This window comes from Collinsella sp. AM10-26 (assembly GCF_003472525.1).
Taxonomy (GTDB): Bacteria; Actinomycetota; Coriobacteriia; order Coriobacteriales; family Coriobacteriaceae; genus Collinsella.
The window spans coordinates 197,498-222,419 of record NZ_QRMC01000003.1 but is presented as its reverse complement, the minus strand read 5'-3'; the positions used below and the strand labels follow the sequence as shown (position 1 = coordinate 222,419).

General features: G+C 58.4%; 24 protein-coding genes. 6 read left to right on the top strand and 18 right to left on the bottom strand.

The genetic code is table 11. From position 1 onward, the window contains the following. The first annotated feature begins 34 nt into the window (after window positions 1–34). Entirely contained in the window at window positions 35–754 is a 720-nt protein-coding gene (gene dapD, locus DW123_RS04015) for a 2,3,4,5-tetrahydropyridine-2,6-dicarboxylate N-acetyltransferase (protein WP_117763758.1), read from the top strand. Between the two features lie 118 nt (window positions 755–872). Here dapD and DW123_RS04010 read toward each other — a convergent pair whose 3' ends face one another. The 12 genes from DW123_RS04010 to DW123_RS03955 form a co-directional block, all read right to left on the bottom strand. Further along, entirely contained in the window at window positions 873–1,217 is a 345-nt protein-coding gene (locus tag DW123_RS04010) for a type II toxin-antitoxin system RelE/ParE family toxin (RefSeq protein WP_117794500.1), read from the bottom strand. Then, on the bottom strand, window positions 1,214–1,564 hold the full coding sequence (locus DW123_RS04005; protein WP_117794499.1) for a hypothetical protein: 351 nt from the start codon (window positions 1,562–1,564) through the stop codon (window positions 1,214–1,216). Before DW123_RS04005 ends, DW123_RS04010 begins: the two co-directional genes overlap by 4 nt. Window positions 1,565–1,649: 85 nt before the next feature. Beyond that, complete coding sequence (locus DW123_RS04000; RefSeq protein ID WP_118273487.1) at window positions 1,650–2,654, bottom strand: nucleoid-associated protein; 1,005 nt, start codon at window positions 2,652–2,654, stop codon at window positions 1,650–1,652. Window positions 2,655–2,765: 111 nt separating this feature from the next. Further along, window positions 2,766–3,926: a DUF2974 domain-containing protein gene (locus DW123_RS03995; protein ID WP_117735269.1), complete on the bottom strand. Its 1,161-nt coding sequence runs from the start codon at window positions 3,924–3,926 to the stop codon at window positions 2,766–2,768. A 114-nt stretch (window positions 3,927–4,040) separates the two neighbouring features. Continuing rightward, on the bottom strand, window positions 4,041–4,991 hold the full coding sequence (locus DW123_RS03990) for an L-lactate dehydrogenase (protein ID WP_089573042.1): 951 nt from the start codon (window positions 4,989–4,991) through the stop codon (window positions 4,041–4,043). Window positions 4,992–5,192: 201 nt separating this feature from the next. Then, window positions 5,193–6,356: a pyridoxal phosphate-dependent aminotransferase gene (locus DW123_RS03985; RefSeq protein WP_118273486.1), complete on the bottom strand. Its 1,164-nt coding sequence runs from the start codon at window positions 6,354–6,356 to the stop codon at window positions 5,193–5,195. Between the two features lie 118 nt (window positions 6,357–6,474). Next, window positions 6,475–8,478, bottom strand: coding sequence for an NAD(+) synthase (locus DW123_RS03980; RefSeq protein ID WP_118273485.1), 2,004 nt, complete (start codon window positions 8,476–8,478; stop codon window positions 6,475–6,477). 173 nt (window positions 8,479–8,651) lie between these two features. Beyond that, on the bottom strand, window positions 8,652–9,533 hold the full coding sequence (locus tag DW123_RS03975) for a Nif3-like dinuclear metal center hexameric protein (protein WP_117794496.1): 882 nt from the start codon (window positions 9,531–9,533) through the stop codon (window positions 8,652–8,654). A gap of 72 nt (window positions 9,534–9,605) precedes the next feature. Further along, window positions 9,606–11,030 (bottom strand): PTS transporter subunit EIIC, encoded by a 1,425-nt coding sequence (locus DW123_RS03970; RefSeq protein WP_158570739.1) that lies wholly within the window; start codon window positions 11,028–11,030, stop codon window positions 9,606–9,608. A gap of 281 nt (window positions 11,031–11,311) precedes the next feature. Next, window positions 11,312–12,148 carry a PRD domain-containing protein gene (locus DW123_RS03965; protein WP_117794494.1) on the bottom strand — a complete coding sequence of 279 codons (837 nt, stop codon included), beginning with the start codon at window positions 12,146–12,148 and terminating at the stop codon, window positions 11,312–11,314. A gap of 240 nt (window positions 12,149–12,388) precedes the next feature. Continuing rightward, window positions 12,389–12,667 carry a DUF4160 domain-containing protein gene (locus tag DW123_RS09860; RefSeq protein WP_117735273.1) on the bottom strand — a complete coding sequence of 93 codons (279 nt, stop codon included), beginning with the start codon at window positions 12,665–12,667 and terminating at the stop codon, window positions 12,389–12,391. Further along, the gene (locus DW123_RS03955; protein ID WP_117735274.1) at window positions 12,660–12,929 is read right to left on the bottom strand and encodes a hypothetical protein; all 270 of its coding nucleotides are present in this window, start codon (window positions 12,927–12,929) and stop codon (window positions 12,660–12,662) included. Before DW123_RS03955 ends, DW123_RS09860 begins: the two co-directional genes overlap by 8 nt. Before the next feature lie 174 nt (window positions 12,930–13,103). On the opposite strand from DW123_RS03955, the gene DW123_RS03950 reads away from it, so the two are divergent. Both DW123_RS03950 and DW123_RS03945 read left to right on the top strand, forming a co-directional pair. Further along, complete coding sequence (locus tag DW123_RS03950; RefSeq protein ID WP_118273483.1) at window positions 13,104–14,066, top strand: hypothetical protein; 963 nt, start codon at window positions 13,104–13,106, stop codon at window positions 14,064–14,066. A gap of 139 nt (window positions 14,067–14,205) precedes the next feature. Beyond that, a complete protein-coding gene (locus tag DW123_RS03945; protein WP_117763766.1) occupies window positions 14,206–15,513 on the top strand; it encodes a hypothetical protein in 1,308 nt (435 codons plus the stop codon). 214 nt (window positions 15,514–15,727) lie between these two features. Here DW123_RS03945 and ettA read toward each other — a convergent pair whose 3' ends face one another. The 3 genes from ettA to DW123_RS03930 all read right to left on the bottom strand — a co-directional run bounded on the left by ettA (window position 15,728) and on the right by DW123_RS03930 (window position 18,567). Then, on the bottom strand, window positions 15,728–17,407 hold the full coding sequence (gene ettA, locus DW123_RS03940) for an energy-dependent translational throttle protein EttA (protein ID WP_117763769.1): 1,680 nt from the start codon (window positions 17,405–17,407) through the stop codon (window positions 15,728–15,730). A gap of 184 nt (window positions 17,408–17,591) precedes the next feature. Beyond that, window positions 17,592–18,296: an SdpI family protein gene (locus DW123_RS03935; RefSeq protein ID WP_117763770.1), complete on the bottom strand. Its 705-nt coding sequence runs from the start codon at window positions 18,294–18,296 to the stop codon at window positions 17,592–17,594. Then, window positions 18,289–18,567, bottom strand: coding sequence for an autorepressor SdpR family transcription factor (locus tag DW123_RS03930; RefSeq protein WP_022094448.1), 279 nt, complete (start codon window positions 18,565–18,567; stop codon window positions 18,289–18,291). The genes DW123_RS03935 and DW123_RS03930 overlap by 8 nt, the downstream gene beginning before the upstream one ends. Before the next feature lie 298 nt (window positions 18,568–18,865). Between DW123_RS03930 and DW123_RS03925 the strand changes: the two genes are divergently transcribed. Together DW123_RS03925 and DW123_RS03920 are read left to right on the top strand one after the other, a co-directional pair. Beyond that, window positions 18,866–19,663 carry a ThiF family adenylyltransferase gene (locus DW123_RS03925; protein ID WP_118273482.1) on the top strand — a complete coding sequence of 266 codons (798 nt, stop codon included), beginning with the start codon at window positions 18,866–18,868 and terminating at the stop codon, window positions 19,661–19,663. A gap of 13 nt (window positions 19,664–19,676) precedes the next feature. Next, window positions 19,677–20,459 (top strand): TatD family hydrolase, encoded by a 783-nt coding sequence (locus DW123_RS03920; protein ID WP_117743502.1) that lies wholly within the window; start codon window positions 19,677–19,679, stop codon window positions 20,457–20,459. Between the two features lie 263 nt (window positions 20,460–20,722). Here the strand turns inward: DW123_RS03920 and DW123_RS03915 are convergent, their stop codons facing one another. The 3 genes from DW123_RS03915 to deoC all read right to left on the bottom strand — a co-directional run bounded on the left by DW123_RS03915 (window position 20,723) and on the right by deoC (window position 23,113). Continuing rightward, window positions 20,723–21,382 carry an HAD family hydrolase gene (locus DW123_RS03915; RefSeq protein ID WP_369831507.1) on the bottom strand — a complete coding sequence of 220 codons (660 nt, stop codon included), beginning with the start codon at window positions 21,380–21,382 and terminating at the stop codon, window positions 20,723–20,725. A 64-nt stretch (window positions 21,383–21,446) separates the two neighbouring features. Next, complete coding sequence (locus tag DW123_RS03910) at window positions 21,447–22,289, bottom strand: Cof-type HAD-IIB family hydrolase (protein ID WP_118405612.1); 843 nt, start codon at window positions 22,287–22,289, stop codon at window positions 21,447–21,449. 149 nt (window positions 22,290–22,438) lie between these two features. Further along, window positions 22,439–23,113, bottom strand: coding sequence for a deoxyribose-phosphate aldolase (deoC, locus tag DW123_RS03905; RefSeq protein ID WP_117743505.1), 675 nt, complete (start codon window positions 23,111–23,113; stop codon window positions 22,439–22,441). An 866-nt stretch (window positions 23,114–23,979) separates the two neighbouring features. On the opposite strand from deoC, the gene DW123_RS03900 reads away from it, so the two are divergent. Then, complete coding sequence (locus tag DW123_RS03900; RefSeq protein ID WP_118273480.1) at window positions 23,980–24,870, top strand: hypothetical protein; 891 nt, start codon at window positions 23,980–23,982, stop codon at window positions 24,868–24,870. The last annotated feature ends 52 nt before the right edge of the window (window positions 24,871–24,922 follow it).

Below are 24,922 nucleotides of genomic sequence, written 5' to 3'. Positions count from 1 at the left end.
TATCAACCGGATCCACCCAAAGGAGAGACAGCATATGAGCAACGCAGCCGAGATGGATGCACAGGAGATTATCAACTACATCGCCACCGCGCCCAAGAAGACGCCCGTCAAACTGTACGTGCGCGAAAAGCCCGGCATGGAGGTTGCCTGGGGCGACGCGCATGTCTACGGCGGCCGTCGCGGCAAGACCGTCTTTGGCGACTGGGACGAGCTCAAGGCAATCCTCGACGCCAACGCCGACTCCATCGACTACTACGACGTAGAGAACGACTGCCGCAACTCCGCCGTGCCCATGCTCGACCTTAAGGGCATCAACGCCCGCATCGAGCCGGGCGCGATCATCCGTGACCGCGTCGAGATCGGCGATCGCGCCGTCATCATGATGGGCGCCATCATCAACATCGGCTCCGTCATTGGCGAGGGCTCCATGATCGACATGGGCGCCGTGCTGGGCGGCCGCGCCACCGTGGGCAAGAACTGCCACATCGGCGCTGGAACCGTGTTGGCAGGCGTCGTTGAACCCGCCAGCGCCACGCCCGTCATCATCGAAGACGACGTCATGATCGGCGCCAACGCCGTGGTCCTGGAGGGCGTGCGCGTGGGCAAGGGCGCCGTCGTGGCCGCCGGTGCCGTGTGTGTCGAGGATGTCCCCGCCGGCGCCGTCGTGGCCGGTGTCCCCGCCCGCGTCATCAAGATGCGCGACGAGAAGACCGACAGCAAGACCGGCCTCGAGGAAGGCCTGCGCCAGCTTTAAAAGTTACGCGGTTTTGACAAACCGCGTTTTCACTGACGTATGCTCAACCTGCGGCGCAGTGTCAGCAACCAAGCCGAAAACAAAAAAGGCCGAAGCACCATCGGGGCTTCGGCCTTCATCATCTCAGAGTTCCGTCGTATTCAACCATGGCGGGTCGCTTTGACAGGCGCCCTGCGGCCGTCTTATAGACCTCGGAACGGTCACGCCGCCCAATTGCTACAATCTCGGCAATTTCAACTGTTCCGTCCTCTCGAATTCGAAAAATCATTCGGAGTCCCGCGTTTCGCCATTTGATCTTTTTGCAGCCGGCAAGCTCACCGTGAAGCGGCGTTCCGATTTCATCGGCGCGCGTCTTTAATTTTTCTATTGCAATGCGCACGAGTCTTCGCTGAGAACCATCAAGCTTTTGATATTCCTTCTCGACATCTCGATTCAAAAAGCCGATGACAAAATGTCCACTCATTCGAAAAGGTCCTCGTCGGAAATCGCGTCGGGATCCATTGACTCAAACTCTGCGAGCTCCTCAGGAGTTAAGGCGTCCTCAAACGGAATAAACTCGTGCGGACCGTTCTTGATTCGGTCCGCCGCGATGCGATCAATCTCAAGTTCGCGCAGATACTGCAGCGCGCCGTACATTTCCTCATAGGCGGCATAATCGACAATCACGGTATCGATATCGTTATGGTCTGCAATGAATTGCGGGGCACGCTTGGCGCGCTTGCGTATGGCGGATAAAGACTTGCTTGCTTCGGTAGCAGAAACAACCTGGTCTTTCGTAAACACCGGTTTTTCCAGAACAAGTGGGGACATTATTGACCTCCAAAAAAATAGTCTGGATTATATTTCCAAGTATACATCGAAATATAATCCAGACTTTTATTCAAAAGAAAAAGCTTTATCGATTCTCGATGCTGCCGATGTTCTTGAGCTCGATGGAGATGAGGCCGTTAGGCTCGTTGACGAACTCGATGTACTCGGAGTTTGAGCCCATCTCTGCCGGGAAGCTGATCTCGATACCCGTGTCGGTACGAATCTTGTGATTGCGTACGGCCGCGCGCTCGACTTGCTTGCGCTCCACGGGCACGCGCTCCGGTACCTTCTCCTCGGTCAGCACCGCACGCACGCTCTCCTTGATGACCGGCTCGTCTTCAAAGACCTCGTCGACGATATCCCAAGGCGGCAGCTCCTCGTCGTCTTCGACCTTTTCGGCGACAGCTGCCTTAACCTTGGCGAGCGCCACGGCCGTATTGGCACCGTGCTCCTCGGCAACTTCCTCGACCACGCGGGTCACCGTATCGATGACCTCCTTGCCCGATACGCCCGTGTCGCACTGCAGCAGGCCATCGGGGATAAGCATACGGTCCTCGCCGGCAATCTTGCGCTTCTTGTCCACATAACCGATCTCCATGGTGCTCGCGCGCACGATGGCATAGCTTGGCACCTTTTGTGAAGGATTCGGCAGGATAGCATAGTGGCGCGTGATGTCGTTGCGCACCTCGCCCTCCTCGCGTCCCACTTCGTGCATAAAAGCCTGCTTGGAGTCCAGCAACATCACGGCAAACCAGCGGGCATCCTCGTCGTCGTCAAAGTCGGCCACGAGCACATCGGTGGACTCGGCTTTTTCGGCCTTGGCGAGCTCGGAGGAAATGAACTCCGCAATCTGCTGCGACAGGTCCACGAACTCGCGCTCGCCAAAGAAATAGCCCTTGAGCTCGCCGCCGAATGCGGAGTTCTCGGCAAACGTGGCGCGCTTGTTATCGGCCGATGTACGGGCACGGCGCAAATGTGTGGTCACAAAGTTGCGCACGGTGCGGCTCTCGATATCGAGCTCTCGCTGGCTCATGACGTTGACGGCAGAGTCAAAGTCCAGGATATGCAGAATCGCGTGATTGATTTTCATATACGGCATTCCGTTCTAGATCGAATTGAGCACGAACCAGTATAGCGGTCGAGCCCGCCCCAGGCGCATCGAAGATTGGTGCATCGGGGACAGGTTGCTTTGCACCAATGGCTAGCGCAGGAGCTCGGACTGCCAAGCCTCGAGCTGTTCTGCCAAACTCTTGCCGGCAGCGGGCATGTCGATCTGGGGTCGTTTGGGCAGCAGTGCGCATTTAAGGATTGCCGCGATGGTCTGCGAGACAAAGCGTCGCGTATCCTTGTCAAAGCCTTGCGCAGTCTGGAGCATCACGGGCAGGCTCTCGCGCAGATTCCCGGCGATATCCGCAAACCGCTCAGCACCCGTAGCCTCAAGCACGGAGAACAACGCATCTACGAAACGCTCGCGCTCGCTAGGCGACACCGCAAGCAGCATCTCGCGAATGGAGCCATCAACGTATCGAGCACCGGCGGACAGGCGCTCACAGTACACGAAGTCGCGACCATCAACCACCCAGCTAAAGGGATTGTGCTGCAGCAGGCTGAACTCGGTGCTCTCAACGATGGCATAGTCCTCCTGCGTCTCGAACATCATGCCAAAAATCGACGACCGAGGTAGCGTCTTGTCGATTCGACTGGATAGATCAGCGAAGGCGCTGCCGTTCAGAAACTCCTCGACGAAGCCCGGACCATCATGGGAATACGCCCGTTCGATTCGCTCACGGGCGACATCGGAGCACATCGCCGCACCGTACACCGCAAGGTTTCCACCCTTGGAATGACCTCCGCACAAAAGCGGCCCGTCAATCGTATCCGCTGCCTCGTCCACATAACGCGCCGCGGATTCCTGGGCCGGCACAGGACACCGGAACGCCATGTTAAAGTCCTCTTTCCAGCCCACAATCGTGCTGTCGGTCCCCCGGAAGGAAAGATAGCTAAACCCCGCCGGAAATCGGAACGTCATAGCCGCAAACTGCTCTGTCACCACCACATCGCTCACGGCACGATAGCCGCAAACGTGCACGCCACGGTAGCGAGGGCTTGCTGCCACGGCCTCCAACAAGGCCCTGCTCCCCTCCGGATCCCACAGGTCGCCAATCATGTCCCGGTAGCACTCGGCACGCAGCAGCTCGCGTACGTCAAGACCCTGCCAGCCGGTAAGCTCCGGCATATCCCCCGGCAAACGCAAATAGGACAGCCACGCAAAGACCAGGCTATCCACAGCGCAGAACGACCGTTCCTCAAACGGATCAAACGCCGTCTGGGCATAGGTCAAAAAATTAGGCGAATCCGACATGGCTCTCCCATCAACAATGGCGCATTGGGGTCAGGTTACTTTGCACCAAAAAGGCGCCCGGGCCGTGTGGGCTCGGACGCCTTCATTGTAGCTTTTCGCTCTAGCGAGCTTGATTTAGCAGGAGAAGTCGACGCTGTCGATGATGTCCTTGAGGGCCTTGGCGGAGGCGGTAAGCTCATGCTGCTCGTCATCGTTCAGCGGCACGGGGACGCGGCAGACAACGCCGTCGCGGCCAACGACGGTCGGCATGGAGATGGCAAGATCGGACAGGCCGTACTCGCCCACCATAAGCGAGGAGACAGGCAGAACGGTCTGCTCATCGCGCATGACGGCAGTGCAGATGCGCTTGACGGCCATGGCGACGCCATAGTAGGTGGCGTGCTTCTTCTCGATGATGGTGTAAGCGGAGTTCTTGACGTCCTCGGCGATGCGCTTCTCGGCAGCCTCATGCTCCAGATGGCCGTGAAGCTCGCAGAAGGTGTTCAGCGGAACGCCGGCAACCTGAGCGCTGGACCAAGCGACAAACTCGGAGTCGCCGTGCTCACCCATGACGTAGGCCTGAACGTCGCGCGGATCGACCTCGACGTGAGCGCCGAGCATCTGCTGCAGACGGCCGGTGTCGAGCACGGTGCCGGATCCGATGACGTGGCCCTCGGGCAGACCGGACATCTTGATGGCGGCATAGGTCAGAACGTCGACCGGGTTGGAGACGATTAGTAGAATGCCGTCGAAGCCGGACTTCTTAATCTCGGGAATAATGGACTTAAAGATGCTGACGTTCTTGTTGACCAGGTCCAGGCGAGTCTCACCGGGCTTCTGGGCAGCGCCAGCGGTGACGACGATCATGGCAGCATCGGCGACATCGGAATAATCGCCGGCGTAGATCTTCATCGGCTCGGCAAACGTCATGCCGTGCGCGATATCCAGAGCCTCACCCTCGGCGCGGTTCTTGTCCACGTCGATGAGGACCATCTCGGAGAACAGACCACTCTGCATCAGTGCGAACGCCGACGACGAACCGACGAAACCGCAGCCGACAATAGCGACCTTCTTCTCGTTAACCATTAGAAACTCCCATCTCTCTCCACAAGCAAGCCGCCCGGGAACGACCCGAGCGGCTTGCCGTAATCCCAATACATCCAATCGGGACTTTGATTATGCTCCTATTCGCAGCCAAAAATCGACCGTTTACCGAAATTGTTTGCAGAATTCGTAAAATAACTGCACGAAATCGGTTTCGAGCTATTGACGAGGCGAAATAGCTTTCTAATACAGGCCCGCCTCGCGAATGGCCTCGACAGCCAAAGCAATCTGATCGGGCGGCAGGACCAGCGCCATGCGCACGTGTCCCTCGCCCGAAGGACCAAAGCTCGCGCCAGGCGTCACCACAACGCCGGCCTTCTCCATGAGCTCCTCGCAAAACGCCATGGAATCGGTGCGACCACCGGGAAGCTTGGCCCACACAAACATAGAGCCATGCGCGTTGGGACGCTCCCAGCCCAGGCCCTCAAGACCGTCGCACAGGGCGTCGCGGCGCTCCTGGTACTTCAGACGCTGCGCCTCGACCTCATCGCGCGGACCGTTCAGGCAGGCGATAGCAGCCTTCTGGATCGGGAAGAACATACCAAAGTCGATCTGACCGCGCAGCTTGGCAAAGGCAGAGACCACGTCCTCGCGGCCGACCAAAAAGCCGATACGCGCACCGGTAACGTTAAACGACTTGGAAAGCGAGAAGAACTCCACGCCCACCTCGAGCGCGCCGGGATACTGCAAAAAGCTTCCGCCCGGCTCGCCGTCGAACACGATATCGGAGTACGCATTGTCATGGACGATGAGCAAGTCGTGCTCGCGGGCGAAAGCGATAATCTCCTCATAGACCTCGGGCGTACCCACCGAGCCGACCGGGTTTGCGGGCAACGACACGATCATATACTTGGCGCGATCGGCCACCTCGGGATCGATACCCGCCACATAGGGCAGGTAATTATGCTCGGCAACCAGCGGATAGTACTCGAGCTTGGCATCGGCGATCTTGGCGCCCGCCTCAAAGACCGGGTAGCACGGATCGGGAACCAGGATGGAGTCACCCGGATCGAGCAGGGCCAGGCCCAAATGGCCCACGCCCTCCTGCGTGCCGTTGCACGACTGCACCATAGACGGCGTAATGCCGGAGACACCAAAGCGACGCTCATAGTAATCGCACACGGCTTGCTTGAGTTCGGGCAGGTCGCGCAGGGCATACTTCCACATCTCGGGATCTTGGGCTGCATGCGTGAGCGCCTCGACCACGTGGTCGTACGGCTTAAAGTCGGGCGTGCCCACGCTCATGTTGTAAATGGTCTTGCCCTGAGCCTTCAGCGCGAGAAGCTTGTTGTTGAGCGAGGCGAAGACCTCCGCGCCAAAGCGGTCGAGACGCTGCGATGCCTGCATGGTGCCACCTTTCGATATAAAAAACGCGGCGCTCCGACAAGAGCGCCGCGCGATACGGGCCATCAGATTGCAAAAGTGTAACGCTTGCAACCCCCGTATTGGTTCAATTTAGCCAACCTTAGTCAATCGGATTGAGCGCATCGATCTGCGCAAGCCACAGACGCGAGCTGGCGTCACTCGGCATACGCCAATCGCCACGCGGGCTGAGCGTCACCGAGCCCACCTTGGGGCCGTCGGGCAGGCAGCTTCGCTTAAACTGCTGGGCAAAGAAGCGGCGGTAGAACGTACGCAGCCACGTGTGGACGGTCTTGGCGTCGTAGACGTCCTCGAAGCTCTTGAGCGCCATGCGGTAGATCTTGCCCGGCTCAAAGCCAAAACGCAGCAGGTAGTAGAGGAAGTAGTCGTGCAGCTCGTACGGGCCCACCAAATCCTCGGTCTTCTGCGCAATCTCGCCGTCGCCCGTGGGCGGCAGAAGTTCGGGAGACACCGGCGTATCGAGGATATCGAGCAGCACCTCGGCGATGCGTCCGCCAAAGACATCGGCCGCATAGCGAACCAGATGACGCACGAGCGTCTTGGGCACGCTCGCGTTGACGGCGTACATGCTCATATGGTCGCCATTGTACGTAGCCCAGCCGAGCGCCAGCTCCGACAGGTCGCCGGTGCCGATGACAAAGCCGCCAGCCTGGTTGGCCAGGTCCATCAGAATCTGCGTACGCTCGCGCGCCTGGCTGTTTTCGTAGGTCACGTCTTGGACGGCCGGATCGTGCTCGATGTCCTTAAAATGCTGCTCCACGGCCGCATGAATCGAGACCTCGCGGAAGGAGACACCCAGGTCGCGGGCGAGCGACTCGGCATTGGACTTGGTGCGGTGCGTCGTGCCAAAGCCGGGCATGGAGACCGCCGTGATACCCGTGCGCGGCAGCCCCAGTGCATCGAAAGCACGCACAGTCACAAGCAGCGCCAGCGTGGAGTCCAAGCCGCCCGAAAGACCGATAACAGCTGCCTTGGTGCCCGTATGGGCAAGGCGCGTCTTGAGGCCCGCAGTCTGCAGGTCGAGGATGGTCTCGCAGCGCTCGGCCAGATCGCCGTGGTCGACCGGCACAAAGGGCGCACGCGGGAAAACGCGGTCGATATCGCAGGCATCGCGCAAGACAGGCTCTTCGGCCAACACGCCCTCAAACGAAAACTCAACAGTCGTGGCCTCCGGCGCATCGCCCGCGCGTGTCCACGTCGTCGAGCGACGGCGCTCGGCAACCAGACGGTCAAGATCGACGTCGGCGATGGCCATGCCACAGGTGAGAAGCCTGGTCGCGGCAAGCTTGGAGCCGTTTTCGTAGATAAGGTTCTCGCCCGCAAAGACCATGTCGGTCGTGGACTCGCCCTCGCTCGCGTCTGCGTAGGCATAGGCGCAGTACAGGCGTGCGCTCTGGTTGGAGATGAGGCTGCGTCGGTAATCTGCCTTGCCGATAATCTCGTCCGAGGCCGACGGGTTAAGGATCACCGTGGCGCCGGCAAGCGCCATCCCCGTCGAAGGGGGCACCGGCACCCACAGGTCCTCACAGACCTCAACGCCCAACACCAGGTCCTCGGCGCCCTCATCACAGCAACGGTAGACAAGCCCCGAGCCCAGCGGGACCGGACCCTGACCGGCAAATTCAAGCCAAACGGGATCGGTAGGTGCCGGAGCAAACCAACGGCGCTCATAGAACTCGCCATAGTTGGGCAGATACTTCTTAGCCGTAAGGCCCAAAAGCTCGCCCGCGCAGCACACGGCGGCGCAGTTGTAGATGTTTTCGGCCACTGCAACGGGAAGGCCGACGGTAAAGACGATCGGCAGCTCACGGGTTTCATCGAGGATAAACTCAAGCGCCGCCTCGCAGGCATGCAGCAGTGTGCGGTTATGGAATAGATCAGCCGCGGTATAACCAGTCAGGTTAAGCTCGGGCAGCACGAGCGCACGAACGCCGCGCTCGGCAGCCTCGCGAACAGCCGCCAGCGCAACCTCGGCATTGCCCTCGACATCGGCCACGCGAATCTGCGGCGACGCCGCCGCCACACGCAAAAAGCCGTCGCTTGCTTTCGCGCACACGGCGCCCGTCTGGTTGAGCTCTGTATCCATAGCATGCTCCTTGCGCATAAAGGCGATTCTTATGGGCACCATTGTAGCGCCTTGCCTGCGCGCCGTCGTTTTAGGCGCGCTGCGCATATCTAGGACAGCAGGATGGGGCACGAATAGTTACCTGAAATACGTACAGCGGGAGGTGGCCACAAAAGCCGCCTCCCCACTCTCAGCTAGCGTGCCAGCACGTACTGATAGGTATCCCCCATGGGTACAAAGCTCACCGGCACCTTGGCAGAATCCAATCCCGCCCCCTCGAGCGCACGCGGCACCCAGGTTGCCATGTATTCCATGCCTGGTTCCTCGCCGTTGAAATGCCCCATGTGAATAATGCACTTGCCCTGGCCGAGCATCGCGGCGTCGCGCACGTATTCGCTCGCCGTAAAATCGATAAGTTCCATGGCAAGCAGGCAATCGATGCCCTCGGCGTCCATCTTGTTGAGCGTCTCGGTATCACCCGCAGGATGTCCCAAGATATGCATGGGAATGCGCACGCGGCGCACGGGAGCATCCATGTCGCCAATCACACGCGTACCGGCAAGCCCCAAACGCTCGACAACATATGCCGCTAGCTCGCGCGCCGGCATCTCGGGAATCTCGAAATCCATGCAATCACGCTCGATGCGACAATCGAGCCAGCCGAGCTTATCGGCAAGCCCGTAGAAGATGCCATCAGCAAGGGAGCCGTCCGCCTCGAGCGGCACACCGGCATGAATGTAGTCATGACAGCGCCAAACCGCGCCGTCCCACTCTTCAAGCAGAGCAACCTTAGCCTTAAAAGAGGCATTACCAGCCACGACATCGCGATGATCGCCATGGTTCCAGAAGATCGCTTCGTGCGAGATAATCAGGTTGGCGCCCAGCTCCTTCGCACGGCGCACCACCTCGACCGTAGGCCAGATGCAGGTCACAACGCCCGTGCAGTCGCAGCCGAGCGCCCCGGCGCCAAAGGTCACTTGATCGCGCGTCGTCGCCGGATCGATGGGCTTGCCGGTAAAGGCATCCGTACTGGAACAATACCCCTTCACGGCCTCGATAACATCGTTGATGGTCATATGCGCTCCTATCGATAGTGGAAAACGACCCCGCAGGGCCGTTTTCCAAGTTTAAACACCACTGAGTTGATACTAGCGCTCGGAAACAGGACCATTTTCGAGCTCGTCCTCGGTAAACCCAAAGAAGAACGTAAGGGCAAAGGCCGCGATAAACCCTGCAGCACCGGCGATGCAGGCGTTGATGAAGTTCTGCACGTCACCGCCCACAAAGGCGAGCAGATTGAGAACATTGGAGGCAGCACCGGCAACGTAGACGCTCACACCGAGAGACATGCCCACGGCGCCCGCGACAAACGCGCCAGCGATAGCCATGGCAAAAGTGCGGCGATAGCGCAGCATCACACCGTAGATAAAGGGCTCGCCCACGCCGCCGACCATGTTGGCAATCACGTAGCCCAGGCAGAGGGCCTTCTCGTCTTTGTTGCGGAGCTTGAACCAAGATGCGACCTCAACGCCGTATGCTGCCCAGAGGCTCAGCGTGGTGGCAGGCAGGATAAACGAGTCGACACCAGTGGCCATAAAGTTGGCGATGGCGATCATGATGACAGCCACGTGCATGCCCGAGATTACCATGGGAAGCCAAGCAGCCGACAACAAGCCGGCACCGAGAATCGCGACAACACCACCCGTGGAACCGAACATCTCGAAGAATGCCGCCAAACCGTTACCGAGCCAAGAGCCAAGTGGCGCAAGAGCGCAAAGCGACACCGGCACCGTTACGAGCATTGTAAAGAACGGGGTGAACACAGTGGAGAGAGTATCGGGCATGACCTTCTTGAACAAGCGCTCGATATAGCTCATTGCCCAAACGGAGAGCAGGATGGGGATCACCGACTGTGTGTAGTTGCCCGCAACGCAGGGAATGCCATAGACGGAAAACGGAGCACCGTCCGCAGCCAGTTGAATCATCGTCGGATTAATGAGAATACCGCCCATAAACGCACCGAGCACCGGCGTCACGCCGATATTCTTGGCAGCGTTATAGCCCAGATAGATCGGCAGGAAGTAGAACGCGGAGTTATAGAGCATGTTCATCAGAACATACAGGTCACTTGTTTCGGAAATGGCGTTTGCCATCGTAGGACCGAGCACCACGGCGATGGTTTTGAAGAGACCGGAACACATGAGCACAGGAATCATGAGGACCATGGAGCTCGACAGGTAGTTAAGGATATTGTTGCCGATTACCTTGGGTGTAAGCTTTTCCTTGGGCTTATCAAGGTTCTCGTCGATGGCGTCTTGCTTGGCAAAACCGCCGAGCTTGCAGAGCTCATCGTAGACCTTGGGCACGTTCTGTCCCACGATCACCTGGAATTGCGTTCCCGAAATCTGGGCGCCAAGCACGCCGTTAATCTTTTTGATCTCCTTGATATCGGGGGCATCGATATCCTTGAGATTGAAGCGCAAACGCGTCATGCAGTGCGCAACAAACGTTACGTTTTCCTTGCCGCCGACGGCCTCGAGCACATCGGCCGCGATCTTCTTGTTGTCAGCCATAGCTGAACTCCCTTGCTTTTCCGGCACCCCACGTTTGCGCATTTGCGGGGCACGTCAATAACGACAGGCCTGACACCAGGCGATTCAAAAAGAAGGAAGAATGACAAAAACAGAAGAGCCCCGAAGCACAATACGGACAGGGAACTGTCTACGTCATGCTTCGAGACTCTTCTCGAATAACACCTTATGTGTGGCTTACTTTAAGGCCGGAATCTCCAAGGCGTTCACCAAAAAGGTTGTCCAATCCGGCAAACGGTCAAAATACGGCGGCAAACGGTGCCCTACATACGCGATCCCGCGCAGACGCGGTTGACATGGAGCATCAGGTAGACCTTCTCCTCGTCGGTGAGCTCGGCACCAAAGCGCTCGGCGATAAGCTCGGCCATGCGGTCCACGCACACGGCCACATCGGGATGTTGCTCGCAGAGCGGCCCATAGAGCGAGCCGTTCTCAGTATTGAGGGGCTCGCCGCTCTGCACGCGTTCAAGCAGGTAACGCACGTGCGTGGCATAACGGCAGAAGTCAAAGCCGTCACGGTCGACGCTCACACCAAGCTGAGATTCAATAATCTTGGTAAACTTCTCAAGGAGCGCCTCATCCTTGCGGACAGTGTTGGACTTGGCCTTGGAGGAAGATGCCACCACGCTGTTGACAATGCAAAGTGCGATGCCGCTCGCCTCGCTCGGCGGCATCTTGATGTTGAACTCGCGATTGATGCCCCCAAGCGCAAACTTTGCGATTTTGTACTCGATGGGATACATCTGCTGCACGTCATAGGAAAGCGGCATCTGAACAAACATGTGCTCGCGGCAGCGCTTGATGGCAAAGGCGATGTGGTCGGCCATGGTAAAGGGCAGGTTGGCCGAGAGCTCACGCGAGATGTTGGAGCGCGCGATATCGGCGATCTGAGCGGAAAACTCCATCACCTGCGGATCAATTTCGTCGAGGAGCGCCAGATAGCGAGAGTCGACGCCGTAGAACGTGCGCTCGATCTTGTCGAGCGTGACCTCGTCGGGGCCGTCGGGAAACCCGATGCCACGCCCGAGCGCCACAAGCTCGCGCCCCTTAGCGTTGACGCAGATAACCGTATTGTTGTTTATTCGCTTAAGAATCTTCATGCTGCTCCCCACTTGGCACGGGAGTGCCACGTGGTTGATTATTTCATGCAGAATCAAAATCGGTCAACAGGCACCGTTAGGAAAAGCCCTTGCAAGGCGAGTCTCGATTCTCATTTTCAGGGTATCCCACAGCGCTAAGAGGGCGCGGGCGACGGTCGCCTCCATTGTACTGTCAAGTTCAATCAGTGCTGATGGGGCGGGCTCATGATTAAAATTGGAAAAGAGAAGTCAGAATAGCGTTTAGCAGTAGAACGAGATCTCATCCACAAGGAAAAACGCCTTCCATTTAGAGCAAATCAATTCATGCTGAGCGGCGATAATTTCACAGAGGTCGTCAAGCGTGCTCCGGGGGATCTTCGCTTTGTTATTAGCGACAATGCAACCGCCCCTGCGAGTCAGCCAGATTTTGGCCGAGCTATCCGAAGGCGCCCCCTTGCAAACATGGACATGGATTGGCTCGCCCGCTTCATTGGACCAAAAGAAGACTCGATAGCCGCCAATAAGAAATAAGCTAGGCAACTTTTGCTCCTCCGCTTGCGGCGTAGCGATACAGCAGATGGGCGTTATTGCTCAGAAAAGTCTCAAAGCCTCGCTTCTCCTCGTCGGTGAAACGCCCCTCCCACATGGTCCAATTGTAAGAAGGCAACTCACAACGAGCGGAGTCGAAGCCCTCTGCCGTCGGCCGTTCAAAATGCACGATAACCTTTTCGATATCGCCATCTGTAATCAGGTCAGAATGAATGACCTCGGTACCATCTTCGAATGTCATATACGGGTACATCACGTAAACCACCTCGCAATCATGAAATCAGTTTAGCATCAAGCTGTTGCACCAAAGACAGCATGCCCCCTTGATGAGTTGATGGTATCTGTTAAATGTCACGTACGATTCACATCTGGTGGGTACCCTGATGGCTACACGAAACGAAGCAGATTTACACCGGGAGGACCCCGTATGACAACCAAGTACACCGATGCGCCGCGCACGCGCGTCATGACGCCGGCATCGCTCAACAACGGCGTGCACGAGAACCATTCCATCGGACAGACCATGGCCATCGCGCCCAAAAAGGGCCTGTTCGATGACATTTCCATTCCCCAGATCATCGCCGGCGCCGCAGCTGCCGCCACGAGCGTGGCGCTTGCTTCAAAGATCGGCATTGCCGGCTCGGTGATTGGTGCCGCTGTGAGCTCGGTCATCACTGTTGTGTCCTCGCAGATCTACCGCCACTTTATCTCTGCCAGCGCCGAAGCAATCAAGGGCACGCATGCCGCTGTCGACTACCCTACCGGCGCCTACGAGCCCGTTGAGCCCAATGTCGAGGAGCACCTAGGTGGCGCCGCAACCACGCAGGAGATGCGCCAGGTTGCGGGACGCGCGACCACGGCGCGCGTCGCTCCCAACAGCCTGCGCGCCAAGGCGGCGGCTGAGCGCAGCCAGACGCAAAAGAAGGTCATCATCTTCTCGATCGCTATCGCCATCGTCGCGGTCATCGCCTGCGTCGGCGCCATCCTTATCACCACTGCCGGTGAGGGTCTGGGCGAGCGTCCCGAGCCGATCCTTTCGTCGCGCACGACCGAGAGCGATGCAAATGGCAACACCCAGTCGCAGGATCAACAGGCACAGACGGACGATACGCAAGACAGTTCTACCTCTGCCAATTCGTCCTCGAACACCCAAAACCAATCGCAGGGCACCGATTCCTCTACGGCCAACAGCAGCACGCCGTCCGGCACGACCGACTCAAGCCAAACGACTGACGGTTCGCAGCCGAGCACGGGCGGCCAGACGAGCGACAGCACTTCGGGAACGGGCGCAGCAGACAGCAGCAACACCAACAGCTCGAACAGCTCGAGCGGAACCGCGTCCGGCACGGCATCCGACAACTCGAGCCAAGGCACGGCATCGGGCAACTAAGCACATTTGCCTCTCATAGATAACCGACCTGTATAACGGGCGCGAATCGACAGCGGTTCGCGCCCGTTTGCCTTGGGCGCCGAGGTAGCAAGTCCCGCGCGATGGTAAGATGCTTTGGTGTGTAAAGAGGAGATTTGCCATGAGCAAGACAATAGTTAAGCCCACGCTATCGCTGGGCAACCACATCTATCTGTATCGCCTGCTGCGCGATGCAATCGGATGCGGCAAGCAAACGTTTATGACGCAGGTCGAGGAGGTACTCGCCGCCGGCGACATGGCCGCTTATGACCTGGGGTTTGAGACCACGCGCGAGCTGCTCGAGGAGCTCGACGACTGCATTAAGCTGACCGTCTTTAAGGGCGGTCGCCTGTATGCCACCGTCATCGCCAACGAGGCCTGGGATACCGCCCTTGCCAAGGGCGAGGACAAGCCCAAGGCAGCCAAGGGTGCCAAGCAGTCCTACAAAAAGAAAAAACGCGGTGAGAAGGACCTCAAGGCCGTGCGCCCCAAGCACGTTAAGCGTCCCGAGCCCGAGCCTGTGGCCGAAGTCGCTCCAGAGCCCGACCCCGAGACAGAGATCGAAGTCGCTATTGAGGTAACAGCAGAAGCCGAAACCGAAATCGCCGCCACGACCGATCCCGAAGTCATATCCGAGCAGGAAGCCACTGTGGAGCTCAACGAAGCGCCCAAGTCGACAACCGAAGAAGCCGCTAACCAACCCGAGACGCCTGCGTTCCAGAACAGCGATGTCTTTGGCAACGAGGCCGAGGACGATCAGTCCGATGAGCCCGCCGATCAAGGCGCTACCGAGTCGGCGCCGGAGCCCGAGACGCCGCAGCCCGCCATCTCGCTCACGGTCGTCTATGACCCCGAGAACGCCAACGCCGGCATCACCACCATGGCATCCACGCCCATCGAGGCAAAGTCGAGCGTCGAGAACGAGAACGCGACGCAGGTTGAGGTTGAAACTGCAGCTGCAGACGCACCCGTCACCGTGAAGCCCGCAGATTCCACGATCAAGCCGGAAGCGATGCCGGAGTCCGCACCCGTCATCGAGTCCGTGCCCACCTCCGCATGCGACCAAATTCCCGCACCGGCACCGGCTTCGGCACCCGCAGCGGCCCCAACCCCCGCACCTGCAGCGCCCGCCATCCCCAAGGACTTCCCCGTCGATTTCACAACCGAGGTCTTCTGCCCCGGCCCGCTTCTGCACCAGCTGTCAACCTATCTCCCCTACGGCGCCGACACCCTCGGCATCGTCGGCGAGTACTACTGGATCGCCCGCGAGCGAGGTACCATCGAGGTCGCGCGAAACCGCGCAAGCTTCCCCCTGCGCTACACGCAGGCCGGCGAGCGCCGCGAGGTTACCGTGCGCATCCGCCGCAACACCACCGGTGGTCTCGGATCCACCTGGGCCATCGATAAAGTCGAAGAACCCGGGCAGTAACGACAAACGGCTCAAATCCAAATCAGGATTTGAGCCGTTTTTATTTGTTGATGTTGCGTAACCAACAGCGAGCGGGCCGCAAGTGCCCCAGGTTGCCGTGAAAGAGGAGCGACGCGTACTTCGATACGCGAGCGACGGCTTGAACGGCAAGATGGGGTGCTTGCGGCCCGCGCAGCGTCGAGCAGTTACGCGGTTTGGAAAACCGCGTAACGATCTAGTCGCGCGTCAGCTTACGGTGAATACGATGCGGCTGGGCTGCGTCCTCACCCAGGCGCTCGATACGGTTGGCCTGATAGGCCTCAAAGTTGCCCTCGAACCAATACCAGTTGCCCGGATTCTCGTCGGTGCCCTCCCACGCCAGAATGTGCGTGGCGACGCGGTCCAGGAACATACGGTCGTGGCTAATGACCACCGAGCAGCCCGGGAACTCGAGCAGCGCCGCCTCGAGCGAGGACAGTGTCTCGACGTCGAGGTCGTTCGTGGGCTCGTCGAGGAGCAGCAGGTTGCCGCCCTGCTTGAGCGTGAGCGCCAGGTTCAGACGGTTGCGCTCGCCACCGGAGAGTACGCCAGCGCGCTTCTGCTGGTCCTGGCCCTTAAAGCCAAAGCTCGCCACGTACGCGCGGCTGGGGACCTCGGTCTCGCCGACCATCATGTGGTCCAGGCCATCCGAGACGACCTCCCACAGGTTCTTGTCGGGGTCGATGCCAGAACGGTTCTGATCGACATAGGAGATCTTGACGGTCTCACCCACCTCGAGCTCGCCCGAAGTCAGCGGCTCCAGGCCCACGATGGTCTTGAAGAGCGTAGTCTTGCCCACACCGTTGGGGCCGATGACGCCCACGATGCCGTTACGCGGCAGGGTGAAAGAAAGGTCGTCGATGAGTACGCGACCGTCGAATTCCTTGTGCAGGTGATGGGCCTCGAGCACCTTGTTACCCAAACGCGGTCCAACGGGAATGCGGATATCGGTCCAGTCGAGCTTCTGGCTTGCGCGGGCCTCGGCCTCCATCTCCTCGTAGCGAGCCAGACGGGCCTTGTTCTTTGCCTGGCGAGCCTTGGGCGAGCTGCGTACCCACTCGAGCTCGGCCTCCATGCGCTTGGCGAGCTTGGCGTCGCGGTTGCCCTGCGCCTCGATACGGGCGGCCTTGGTCTCCAGATACGTGGAGTAGTTGCCCTTGTAGGGATAAAGGTGACCGCGGTCGACCTCGCAGATCCACTCGGCAACGTTATCCAGGAAGTAGCGATCGTGCGTGACGGCAAGCACCGCGCCCTGGTAGTTGTGCAGGAAGTGCTCGAGCCACAGGATCGACTCGGCGTCCAGGTGGTTCGTGGGCTCGTCGAGCAGCAGCAGGTCGGGAGCTTCGAGCAGCAGCTTGCACAGGGCCACGCGACGGCGCTCGCCGCCGGAAAGTACGTTGACCGGCATGTCGGAATCGGGCAGCTGCAGGGCGTCCATGGCCTGGCCGAGCTTGGAATCGATATCCCAGCCGTCGGCGGCGTCGATCTCGTCCTGGAGCTTTCCCATCTCGGCCATGAGGGCGTCCATGTCGCAATCCGGGTCGCACATCTCCTCGCCGATCTTGTTGAAGCGATCGACTTTGGCGATCATGTCACCAAACGCCATGCGCACGTTCTCGATGACGGTCTTGTCGTCGTCGAGCGGCGGCTCCTGCTGCAGGATACCCACGGTGTAGCCGGGGGTGAGCTTGGCATCGCCGTTGGAGACCTCCTCGATGCCGGCCATGATCTTGAGCAGGGTCGACTTGCCCATACCGTTGGGGCCCACGACGCCGATCTTGGCACCGGGGTAGAAGCTCAGGGTCACGTCGTCAAGGATCACCTTGTCGCCATGGGCCTTGCGAGCCTGATACATCTGGTAGATAAACTCTGCCATTTGCCTGTTCTATCCTTTCTACCTGCTGTTTCCCTATTCTTGATTCGCCTTAGTGGAAACGAAATGAGGGAACCAGCTCTGAAACGTAACGAAAAAGGGGCATGGTTGCCCACACCCCCTAATACTACCTGGGAAAAGTCCCCCGGAACATACTATGAACTGCGTACGCTAGTTTTCCGCAACCTTAACGAGCGGCTCGCTGCGATTTGCGCCACAACAGATATGAATAGACGTAGGCAGCTCCGGCCGAACCAAGCGCCAGAACCGCAATCACCGCGGCGACGACTTCACTCGAAAGCACGCTACCCGCCACGCCCATCACAATCAGGCCAATACCCAGCACCATAAAGCAGGCGCCGCCAAAACGCTGCGTACGGCGCCAGTTCTCGGGATCGGCAAGCGCCCAGGGTGTCTTGATACCGAGCGTATAGTTCTGCTTCACACGCGGCAAGTAGTTGCCTACGCCGATGAACAGCAAACCGACAACACCGGAAATCAGCACGTTAACCGAACCGACCGCCGGCACCACGCCCCAGACCGTAAGCTCTCCCAGCCAGCTTATGGCGCACATGAACAAGGTGAAGGCGATTACGAAGCCCTGGTAGAACTTGCCCGAGGTTCGATATGCCTCACCTTTGGGGTCGATGCGCGGCACCACGCAGAACATTGCGAGAAGCGCCAGAGGCAGCACGCCGAGCGCGGAGGCCATCCAGCTAGGACCCCAACCGTCGACGGCGCCGTTCGCGCCCCAGTGCGTGGGAATCTGCGCAGGCAAGCTCGGCATCACCATGAGGTGCGCTACGACATTGGCGACGCACAGAGCGACCAGCGCAATCCACACGCGCGACGATACCCCCGTGGGGTGAATGCCCTTGTTTTCGTTATTCATCCTTATCACCTTCCGTGTTTGTAAAACCCATAAACCAGCCAATCAAATCCTGCATGACGGTGGTGTTTAAGCTGTATACGATGTTTTGGCCATGGCGCTCGTCGGTCACCAACCCGGCGTTTTTGAGCGTCGCCAAGTGATGGCTCAGCGACGGCTTACTGATATCGAAATGCTCGGCAAGCTCCCCCGCCGTGCAATTGCCCTCGCGCAGCAACTCCAAAATGCGCCGTCGCGTTGGATCGGCAAGCGCCTTAAAACCCTCTCCCGGCATAAGACCTCCTCTCATCATCTCTCATGACGCGCACACTATACTCGATATTTAGATGTTTGTCTAACTATCTAATCTTGTACTCAAAAAAATAGCCGCCCCCGCGTAATGCGAAGACGGCCACTTCTCACGCCATAAACGTGTTTTGGAGTTGGCCAACCCGCTGCAACGGGTGCCATCTGCTTCATCTTATGCGAATCCCGGCCCCATTTCAACAAGCCTCAAGGTCTCAAATGGAATCGCGATAATACCTATAATGACGATAGCTAAACACGACCCGCTTCCCCATCGGAGGATATCTATGACCGAATCCGCAGCTGCAGCTCCCGTCGAGACACGCGACACCAAGCTCGAGATCATCATGGGCCGCGAGGCGCTCGATAAACTCGCCAGCGCCACGGTGCTGGTGCTCGGCTGCGGCGGCGTGGGCTCCAACTGCTGCGAGGCACTTGCCCGTGGCGGCATCGGTCATTTTGTGATCTTGGACAAGGACATCATCGCGCCCAGCAACATCAACCGCCAGGCTATCGCCTTTCACAGCACCATCGGCAAGCGCAAAGTGGATGTAATGGAAGCCATGATCAACGACATCAACCCCGCCGCCGCTGTCATCAAACGTACCGAATACCTGTTGAGCGACAACATCGATGAGTTCTTCGCAAGTGTTTTGGAGCAGACGGACGGCAAGCTCGACTACGTCGTCGACGCCATCGACACCATCTCGGCCAAGCTCACCATTGCCAAATATGCTCAGGACCACGACATTCATTTGGTTAGCTCCATGGGCGGGGCCAACAAGCTCCACCCCGAATGCCTGCGTTTTGCCGACATTTTTGACACCGTGCGCGACCCTATGAGCCGCATCATGCGCAAAGAGTGCAAAAAGCGTGGCATCAAGAGCCTTCGCGTGTTGTTTAGCTGCGAGGAATCGGTTAAGACACAGCCTCGCGACCCTTCCAACATCCACGAGCGTACCGAGCTGGGAACCGCGAGCTTTATGCCGCCCATCATGGGCCAGATGATCGCCGGCGAGGTTATCCGCCAGATCAGCGGACGCGGCACCGAGCGCGTGCGCGCCGACGGCCAGCGCTTGGACTAGCAGGGATGCCGCGATGGAGCCGCAGCTGTTTGATGCACACTGTCATCTTGATTTGATGGCTTGCCCGGATACCGTTGCCGATGAGGCGACGGCACTGGGCCTGGGTCTATTTGACTGCGGCGTCGACCCACGCGACTTCGCGGCAGCAAAAACACGCGCCAGTCACCGCCCGAGCATCATCGCGGGCGTAGGGCTCCATCCCTGGTGGCTCGCCGACGGCCGATGCGGAACCGCCGAAATCAATCTACTTTGCGAAGTCGCTGCACAAGAGCGTTTTATCGGCGAGATCGGGCTCGACTTTTCCGCACGCTTTGTTGGAAGCGAGCCGTTACAAATACAGGCACTTGAACGGCTCTGCGATGCACTTGTGCATCATCCTCTTACCGGGCGCGTGATATCAATTCACGCCGTTCGTTCGGCAGGAACCGTACTGGACGTCCTCGAGTCGCACGGATTGCTCACCCCAAGGCCCGACTCCCCCGTTATCACCTTCCACTGGTTTAGCGGTACCTCGGACGAACTCGTCCGCGCGAGCGATGCAGGCTGCTATTTCTCCGTCAACGAACGCATGCTCGCCACCAAGCGCGGTCGCGAATATGCCAGACAGATCCCACTCGATTGTCTGCTGCTCGAAACCGACGCTCCTGCCGAACCGCAAGCAGATACAAGCGCGCGGCAGCTCATCACATCGCTAAAAAGCGTCTCCCGGCGCATCGCCGAACTTAAAAACTGCGCCGAGGAGAGCGTCGAATCGACCGTTTTAAGAAATTCGCGCTCCATATTTGACTTCCGCTGATCCCGGTGAGCAAAAAATGCCAAATATGAGTACTGTTGCAAAGCTAGTCACATTATTTTGCGATAAAACAACACCTCGATAATGTACAACCGTTCATTATCGAGGTGTTTTTAGCATGCTTGAGTGCTATTTAACAGGTTTTAATCGTCCCCAGACACTCAACTAAGGCCTCAAAGGCTTGATTTTGCTGTTGCCAAAATAGTGACAGTACTCATATTTGGCATTTTTTGCCCACTCGCTCCTAGAAAGCCCCCAACAGACCCCTAAGAAAGCGTGAGCAGTTCCGGCAGCTGGTCGATAATCTTGTCCGCGGCATCCTGGCTAAAGCCAAAGCGCTCCTCGCGCTTGGCAATGACCGTCAGGCCGGCTCGCTTACCCGCGGTAATGCCCGGAACGGAATCCTCAACACAGCAGCAACGGTCCGCAGGCAGCCCCAACAGATCCAGCGCATGCAGGTAGATGTCGGGCTCGGGCTTGCTCTCCTTAAACTGTTCGCCGCTCACCACATACTCAAAGGCATCCGACAGCCCGCATGCATCGAGCACTTCCTCGATGCTGTCCATGGGAGACGAACTCGCCAGCGCCACGCGAACGCCGCGGCGCGGCAACTCTCGAATCGTATCCACAGCGCCCGGGTTAATCAAAGCCTGGTAGTCACGCGGACGCTTATGCGCCCACTCGTCCCAACGGGCCAACGCTTCCTCGCCAGTGAAGTGCCCTTTACCGGCGCGTTCAAACCAATCGACCAGCATATGCAGGAAGAACTGATGCGAGGTGCCAATCTGCCCGTTCAGCTCCTCTTGGGTCAGGTTCAACCCAAGCTCCTTGGCAAACGCGGCAGTCTCCCCCAGGTAGTAATACTCGGTATCGACGATGACGCCATCCATGTCAAAGATAACGGCGTCGAACGGAAATGCGGACACGGCACCCTCCCTAACAAAAGGACGCCCGCGAGCAGGCGCCCGAACCATGCATTAATCGGCGATTCTAACCCAGCAGCTTATCCAGCGCTACCGCAATACCGTCTTCGTTGTTATTGGCGGTCACCATCTGGGCTACAGCCTTAACCTCATCGACGGCGTTGCCCATGGCAACACCGGTGCCGGCCCACTCAATCATGGACTTGTCGTTCTGGCCATCGCCAAACGATACGACCTCGCTGGCATCGATGCCGAGCTTGGGCAGGGCACCCTCGAGCGCACGAGCCTTGTCGATGCCGGGCGCCGTATATTCAAAGTACCAGTCAGCCGTAAACATACCCGACAGCGTCTGGGTAAAGGGCGCGTACATCTCCTCGTGATGCGCCTGCAGATAGGCCGGATCGCCCGCGGTGAGTAGCTTGTCCACCGGATAGGCATCCGCCACCTCATGAAGGCTCTCGACTTCGCGAATCTTAAGATCGCAGGCGTCGCGCTCGTATTTGACGATATTCTTCTGCGAGCCGTCCGGCAGCGTAATCATGCAGCGATACGAGTCCTCTACATGCAGGTCACGCCCGAGCGAAATCATAGGGATCACGTCAAAGCTGCGAAGATGGTCAATTAGGCGATGCAATTCGTCGACCGGCATGGCCTGATCGAACAGTACCTCGTCGGTCTGAGCGTCGACCACATGCGCGCCGTTAAAGGCAACTAGCAGACCGTCATGGTTTTGGAGGTCGAGCTCCTGCGCCAAGGCGTGCAGCCCCCATGCGGGACGGCCCGAAGCCAAAATGAGCTTAATGCCCGACTCCTGCGCCGCAAGCAGCTTCTCGCGCGTACGCGGGCTGATCACCTTCTTATCGTTGGTAAGCGTACCGTCGATATCCATTGCGATGGCTTTAATTGCCATATGTGCCTCCCTGTCATTGAACAACCTTATCTGAGCCATCATACAGAACGCCCACGGCAGCTCTGTCTGCAACGGGTAAAAAGTCATATTGTCCCGAACATGAACGACGCGTGGTCGTGAAGCTTTATCGCTCAGGTCAAATACGCCTGCTAACGACGCTCCTCCGTCGGTGCACCCTCGACGATCGCAATGCCCGCCGATGCACCCAACGCGCTAGCGCCGGCCTCGATGAATGCGCAAGCCTCTTCGTAATTATGAATACCGCCCGCCGCCTTGATTGCCACAGAATCGCCGAGCACCTCGTGCATCAGCCGCACGTCCTCGAGCTTAGCGCCGCCAAAGCTTCTACCAGTCGATGTCTTAAGGAATCCCGGCTTAGCCTCCAGCGCAATCTCACACACACGGTGCTTGGCGGCATCGTCGCCGTCCAGCTTGCACATCTCGACGATCACCTTCTCAGTGATGCCATGCGCGCGACAAAAATCAGCAATGGCAGTCATCTCGCGCTCGATGGCATCAAAATCGCGGTTCTCGACCGACTCCTGATTCAAAACGTAGTCAATCTCGGTAAAGCCGCACGCAGCGTATTCCTCAAACCTCGCAAGCTTCTCCTCAAGCGTCATAGTGCCCTGGGGAAAGTCGATAGCACCGGCAAGGATAATGTCAGAGCCCTCGAGCATTGCGCGACCCGTCTCGTACTCCTGCAGGTTCGCAAATACACAACGGAAGTTGTACTTTAGCGCCTTCTCGACATACTGCTCAAATGTGTCCTCGGGAGCGTCGATATAGTCGATGTATTTATTGATGGGTTTGGCAAGCGTCATGCTGGGCCTCCTTGTTCAGGACCGACAACCGATTTGTGGTTTCACGCGAAATACCACGTCCAATGTACGCCCGATACGCAAGGACAGCGTCCGCATTCCGGCAAGCGGTATGAAATTAGCTGTAGAAGTATATCTACGGAAAGCGAATGGCGCCGCATGCGGATGCCGACAGCAAGACATCCCCCCTCAATACACCCTCATGCCCCTTTACTGTTTGCGACCAGAAATGATGGGCTGCACAGCGTCGTTAGCGGTCGAATTCGACCTCTGACGACGTCACGCGACCCATCGTATCTGGCCGACAACAGAAAAGGGGCCCGTATCCCAACGGATACGGGCCCCTTTCGGCCATGACCTATCTCAGCAACAAAGACTACTTGCGGTGAGCGCGGTAGAACTCGATCGCACTATCTTATCCGAGCCGGGGCACGTTCGCACAGCGCGCGCGTGACGGTTGCAAAACCACCCCATTTGAAACAAACGCAAAAAAGTACTTGCAAAGACACGTTCCGACATATAAGTTGATAAAAGACCGCCGTTGCGGTTTTAAGTAGATCGAGCATATGAAGTTTCAGTTTTTATCGTGTAAGAGAAAGAAGATCGGCAAAGTACAGCCCCGAACGCAATGACAACTTAATGAGGTAACTGCCACATGTGAGGCACCCAGGGCATTGCTGTCTCGATTTTGAGCACGATGCCTTCCGCCTTGCGTGGGCCGTTCCATCCCGCCCCTGCAGCAACTGCCTCACGGGCTCATTGAAAACCGCATAGCACCCCAACGTCAGCACATCACCCACGGCAAGCACATCACTCACGACAACCAACACATCAACAAACAGCACGAACATCAACCGATTGGAGAAGCTATGACAAACCACCACGCCGAAGGCGGCGATAAGAAAAGCATTCTGGATGCCCGCATTGAGCGAGCATATGCAAACGAATATGACGCCGCCTTTGCCGCCGCGACCATCAAGAACTACGCGTCGCTACCGCTCGCGACGATCTTGGCCGACCACCCTCAACTGCTGAAGCGCTGCACAAAGATCATGGGCGACCCCGACATTCGCAAGCTGACAGACCCCTATGCCCCAAAACGCGACAACGATTCGTACGTTCTTACCGTAGGCTGCCTAGCCCATATGCTTACGGCGCTCGACACGAAACTCAAGCTCGAATGGGAACCCGACGAGCGTCATGAACTCGAAAGCAAGCGGAACACCCTGCGCACCGCACTGTTCCTTCCGTTGGACGGCCTCAAGCGCTGCAACGTCGAGCTCAATACACAGGTACGGCAAAAGCCCGGCACCGCGGGGCAGAAAACTCCAAGACCCCATGCGGCCGTCGTCGACCGCAACCGATATAACCGCATGACCGCGCACTTTTCCGCCGAGGGAGCAGCCATAAGGACGCTGATCGACCTGCTGTGCCTCCTGAGCATCAACGAGCTATTTGAGGGCTATCTCGCCCTTGTTCCCGCGACGGCACCCAAGTCGGTAGCAAAGATCATCGAGACCTGCAGACGCCAGTTTGAGCGTCATCGCAATGGCAGCGAGATGAACGCCAGCATCGCGCAGTACTACGCGGCTCATTACAAAAATGACGGATGCACCCCCGTCGAGCATCAGCTGCAGCTCGCCTACACCACGCCCGTCGCAACGCTCTATCGCTTTGGAGCCCTTGGCGCTTGCGAGCCGCACGGACAGGCAGTCTGCCCCGCAACCGAGCTCGATCTTAGGCTCGGACGAACCCTGTAGCCCGCCAGCCCCTCCGCGGGCAGCGGCCCTATTCCACAACACCACCAACAGA

Bases quoted from the DNA above. Each gene is read 5' to 3' on its own strand.
- dapD (WP_117763758.1), top strand. From the start codon at position 35: ATGAGCAACGCAGCCGAGATGGATGCACAGGAGATTATCAACTACATC.
- DW123_RS04010 (WP_117794500.1), bottom strand. From the start codon at position 1,217: ATGAGTGGACATTTTGTCATCGGCTTTTTGAATCGAGATGTCGAGAAG.
- DW123_RS04005 (WP_117794499.1), bottom strand. From the start codon at position 1,564: ATGTCCCCACTTGTTCTGGAAAAACCGGTGTTTACGAAAGACCAGGTT.
- DW123_RS04000 (WP_118273487.1), bottom strand. From the start codon at position 2,654: ATGAAAATCAATCACGCGATTCTGCATATCCTGGACTTTGACTCTGCC.
- DW123_RS03995 (WP_117735269.1), bottom strand. From the start codon at position 3,926: ATGTCGGATTCGCCTAATTTTTTGACCTATGCCCAGACGGCGTTTGAT.
- DW123_RS03990 (WP_089573042.1), bottom strand. From the start codon at position 4,991: ATGGTTAACGAGAAGAAGGTCGCTATTGTCGGCTGCGGTTTCGTCGGT.
- DW123_RS03985 (WP_118273486.1), bottom strand. From the start codon at position 6,356: ATGCAGGCATCGCAGCGTCTCGACCGCTTTGGCGCGGAGGTCTTCGCC.
- DW123_RS03980 (WP_118273485.1), bottom strand. From the start codon at position 8,478: ATGGATACAGAGCTCAACCAGACGGGCGCCGTGTGCGCGAAAGCAAGC.
- DW123_RS03975 (WP_117794496.1), bottom strand. From the start codon at position 9,533: ATGACCATCAACGATGTTATCGAGGCCGTGAAGGGGTATTGTTCCAGT.
- DW123_RS03970 (WP_158570739.1), bottom strand. From the start codon at position 11,030: ATGGCTGACAACAAGAAGATCGCGGCCGATGTGCTCGAGGCCGTCGGC.
- DW123_RS03965 (WP_117794494.1), bottom strand. From the start codon at position 12,148: ATGAAGATTCTTAAGCGAATAAACAACAATACGGTTATCTGCGTCAAC.
- DW123_RS03955 (WP_117735274.1), bottom strand. From the start codon at position 12,929: ATGTACCCGTATATGACATTCGAAGATGGTACCGAGGTCATTCATTCT.
- DW123_RS03950 (WP_118273483.1), top strand. From the start codon at position 13,104: ATGACAACCAAGTACACCGATGCGCCGCGCACGCGCGTCATGACGCCG.
- DW123_RS03945 (WP_117763766.1), top strand. From the start codon at position 14,206: ATGAGCAAGACAATAGTTAAGCCCACGCTATCGCTGGGCAACCACATC.
- ettA (WP_117763769.1), bottom strand. From the start codon at position 17,407: ATGGCAGAGTTTATCTACCAGATGTATCAGGCTCGCAAGGCCCATGGC.
- DW123_RS03935 (WP_117763770.1), bottom strand. From the start codon at position 18,296: ATGAATAACGAAAACAAGGGCATTCACCCCACGGGGGTATCGTCGCGC.
- DW123_RS03930 (WP_022094448.1), bottom strand. From the start codon at position 18,567: ATGCCGGGAGAGGGTTTTAAGGCGCTTGCCGATCCAACGCGACGGCGC.
- DW123_RS03925 (WP_118273482.1), top strand. From the start codon at position 18,866: ATGACCGAATCCGCAGCTGCAGCTCCCGTCGAGACACGCGACACCAAG.
- DW123_RS03920 (WP_117743502.1), top strand. From the start codon at position 19,677: ATGGAGCCGCAGCTGTTTGATGCACACTGTCATCTTGATTTGATGGCT.
- DW123_RS03910 (WP_118405612.1), bottom strand. From the start codon at position 22,289: ATGGCAATTAAAGCCATCGCAATGGATATCGACGGTACGCTTACCAAC.
- deoC (WP_117743505.1), bottom strand. From the start codon at position 23,113: ATGACGCTTGCCAAACCCATCAATAAATACATCGACTATATCGACGCT.
- DW123_RS03900 (WP_118273480.1), top strand. From the start codon at position 23,980: ATGACAAACCACCACGCCGAAGGCGGCGATAAGAAAAGCATTCTGGAT.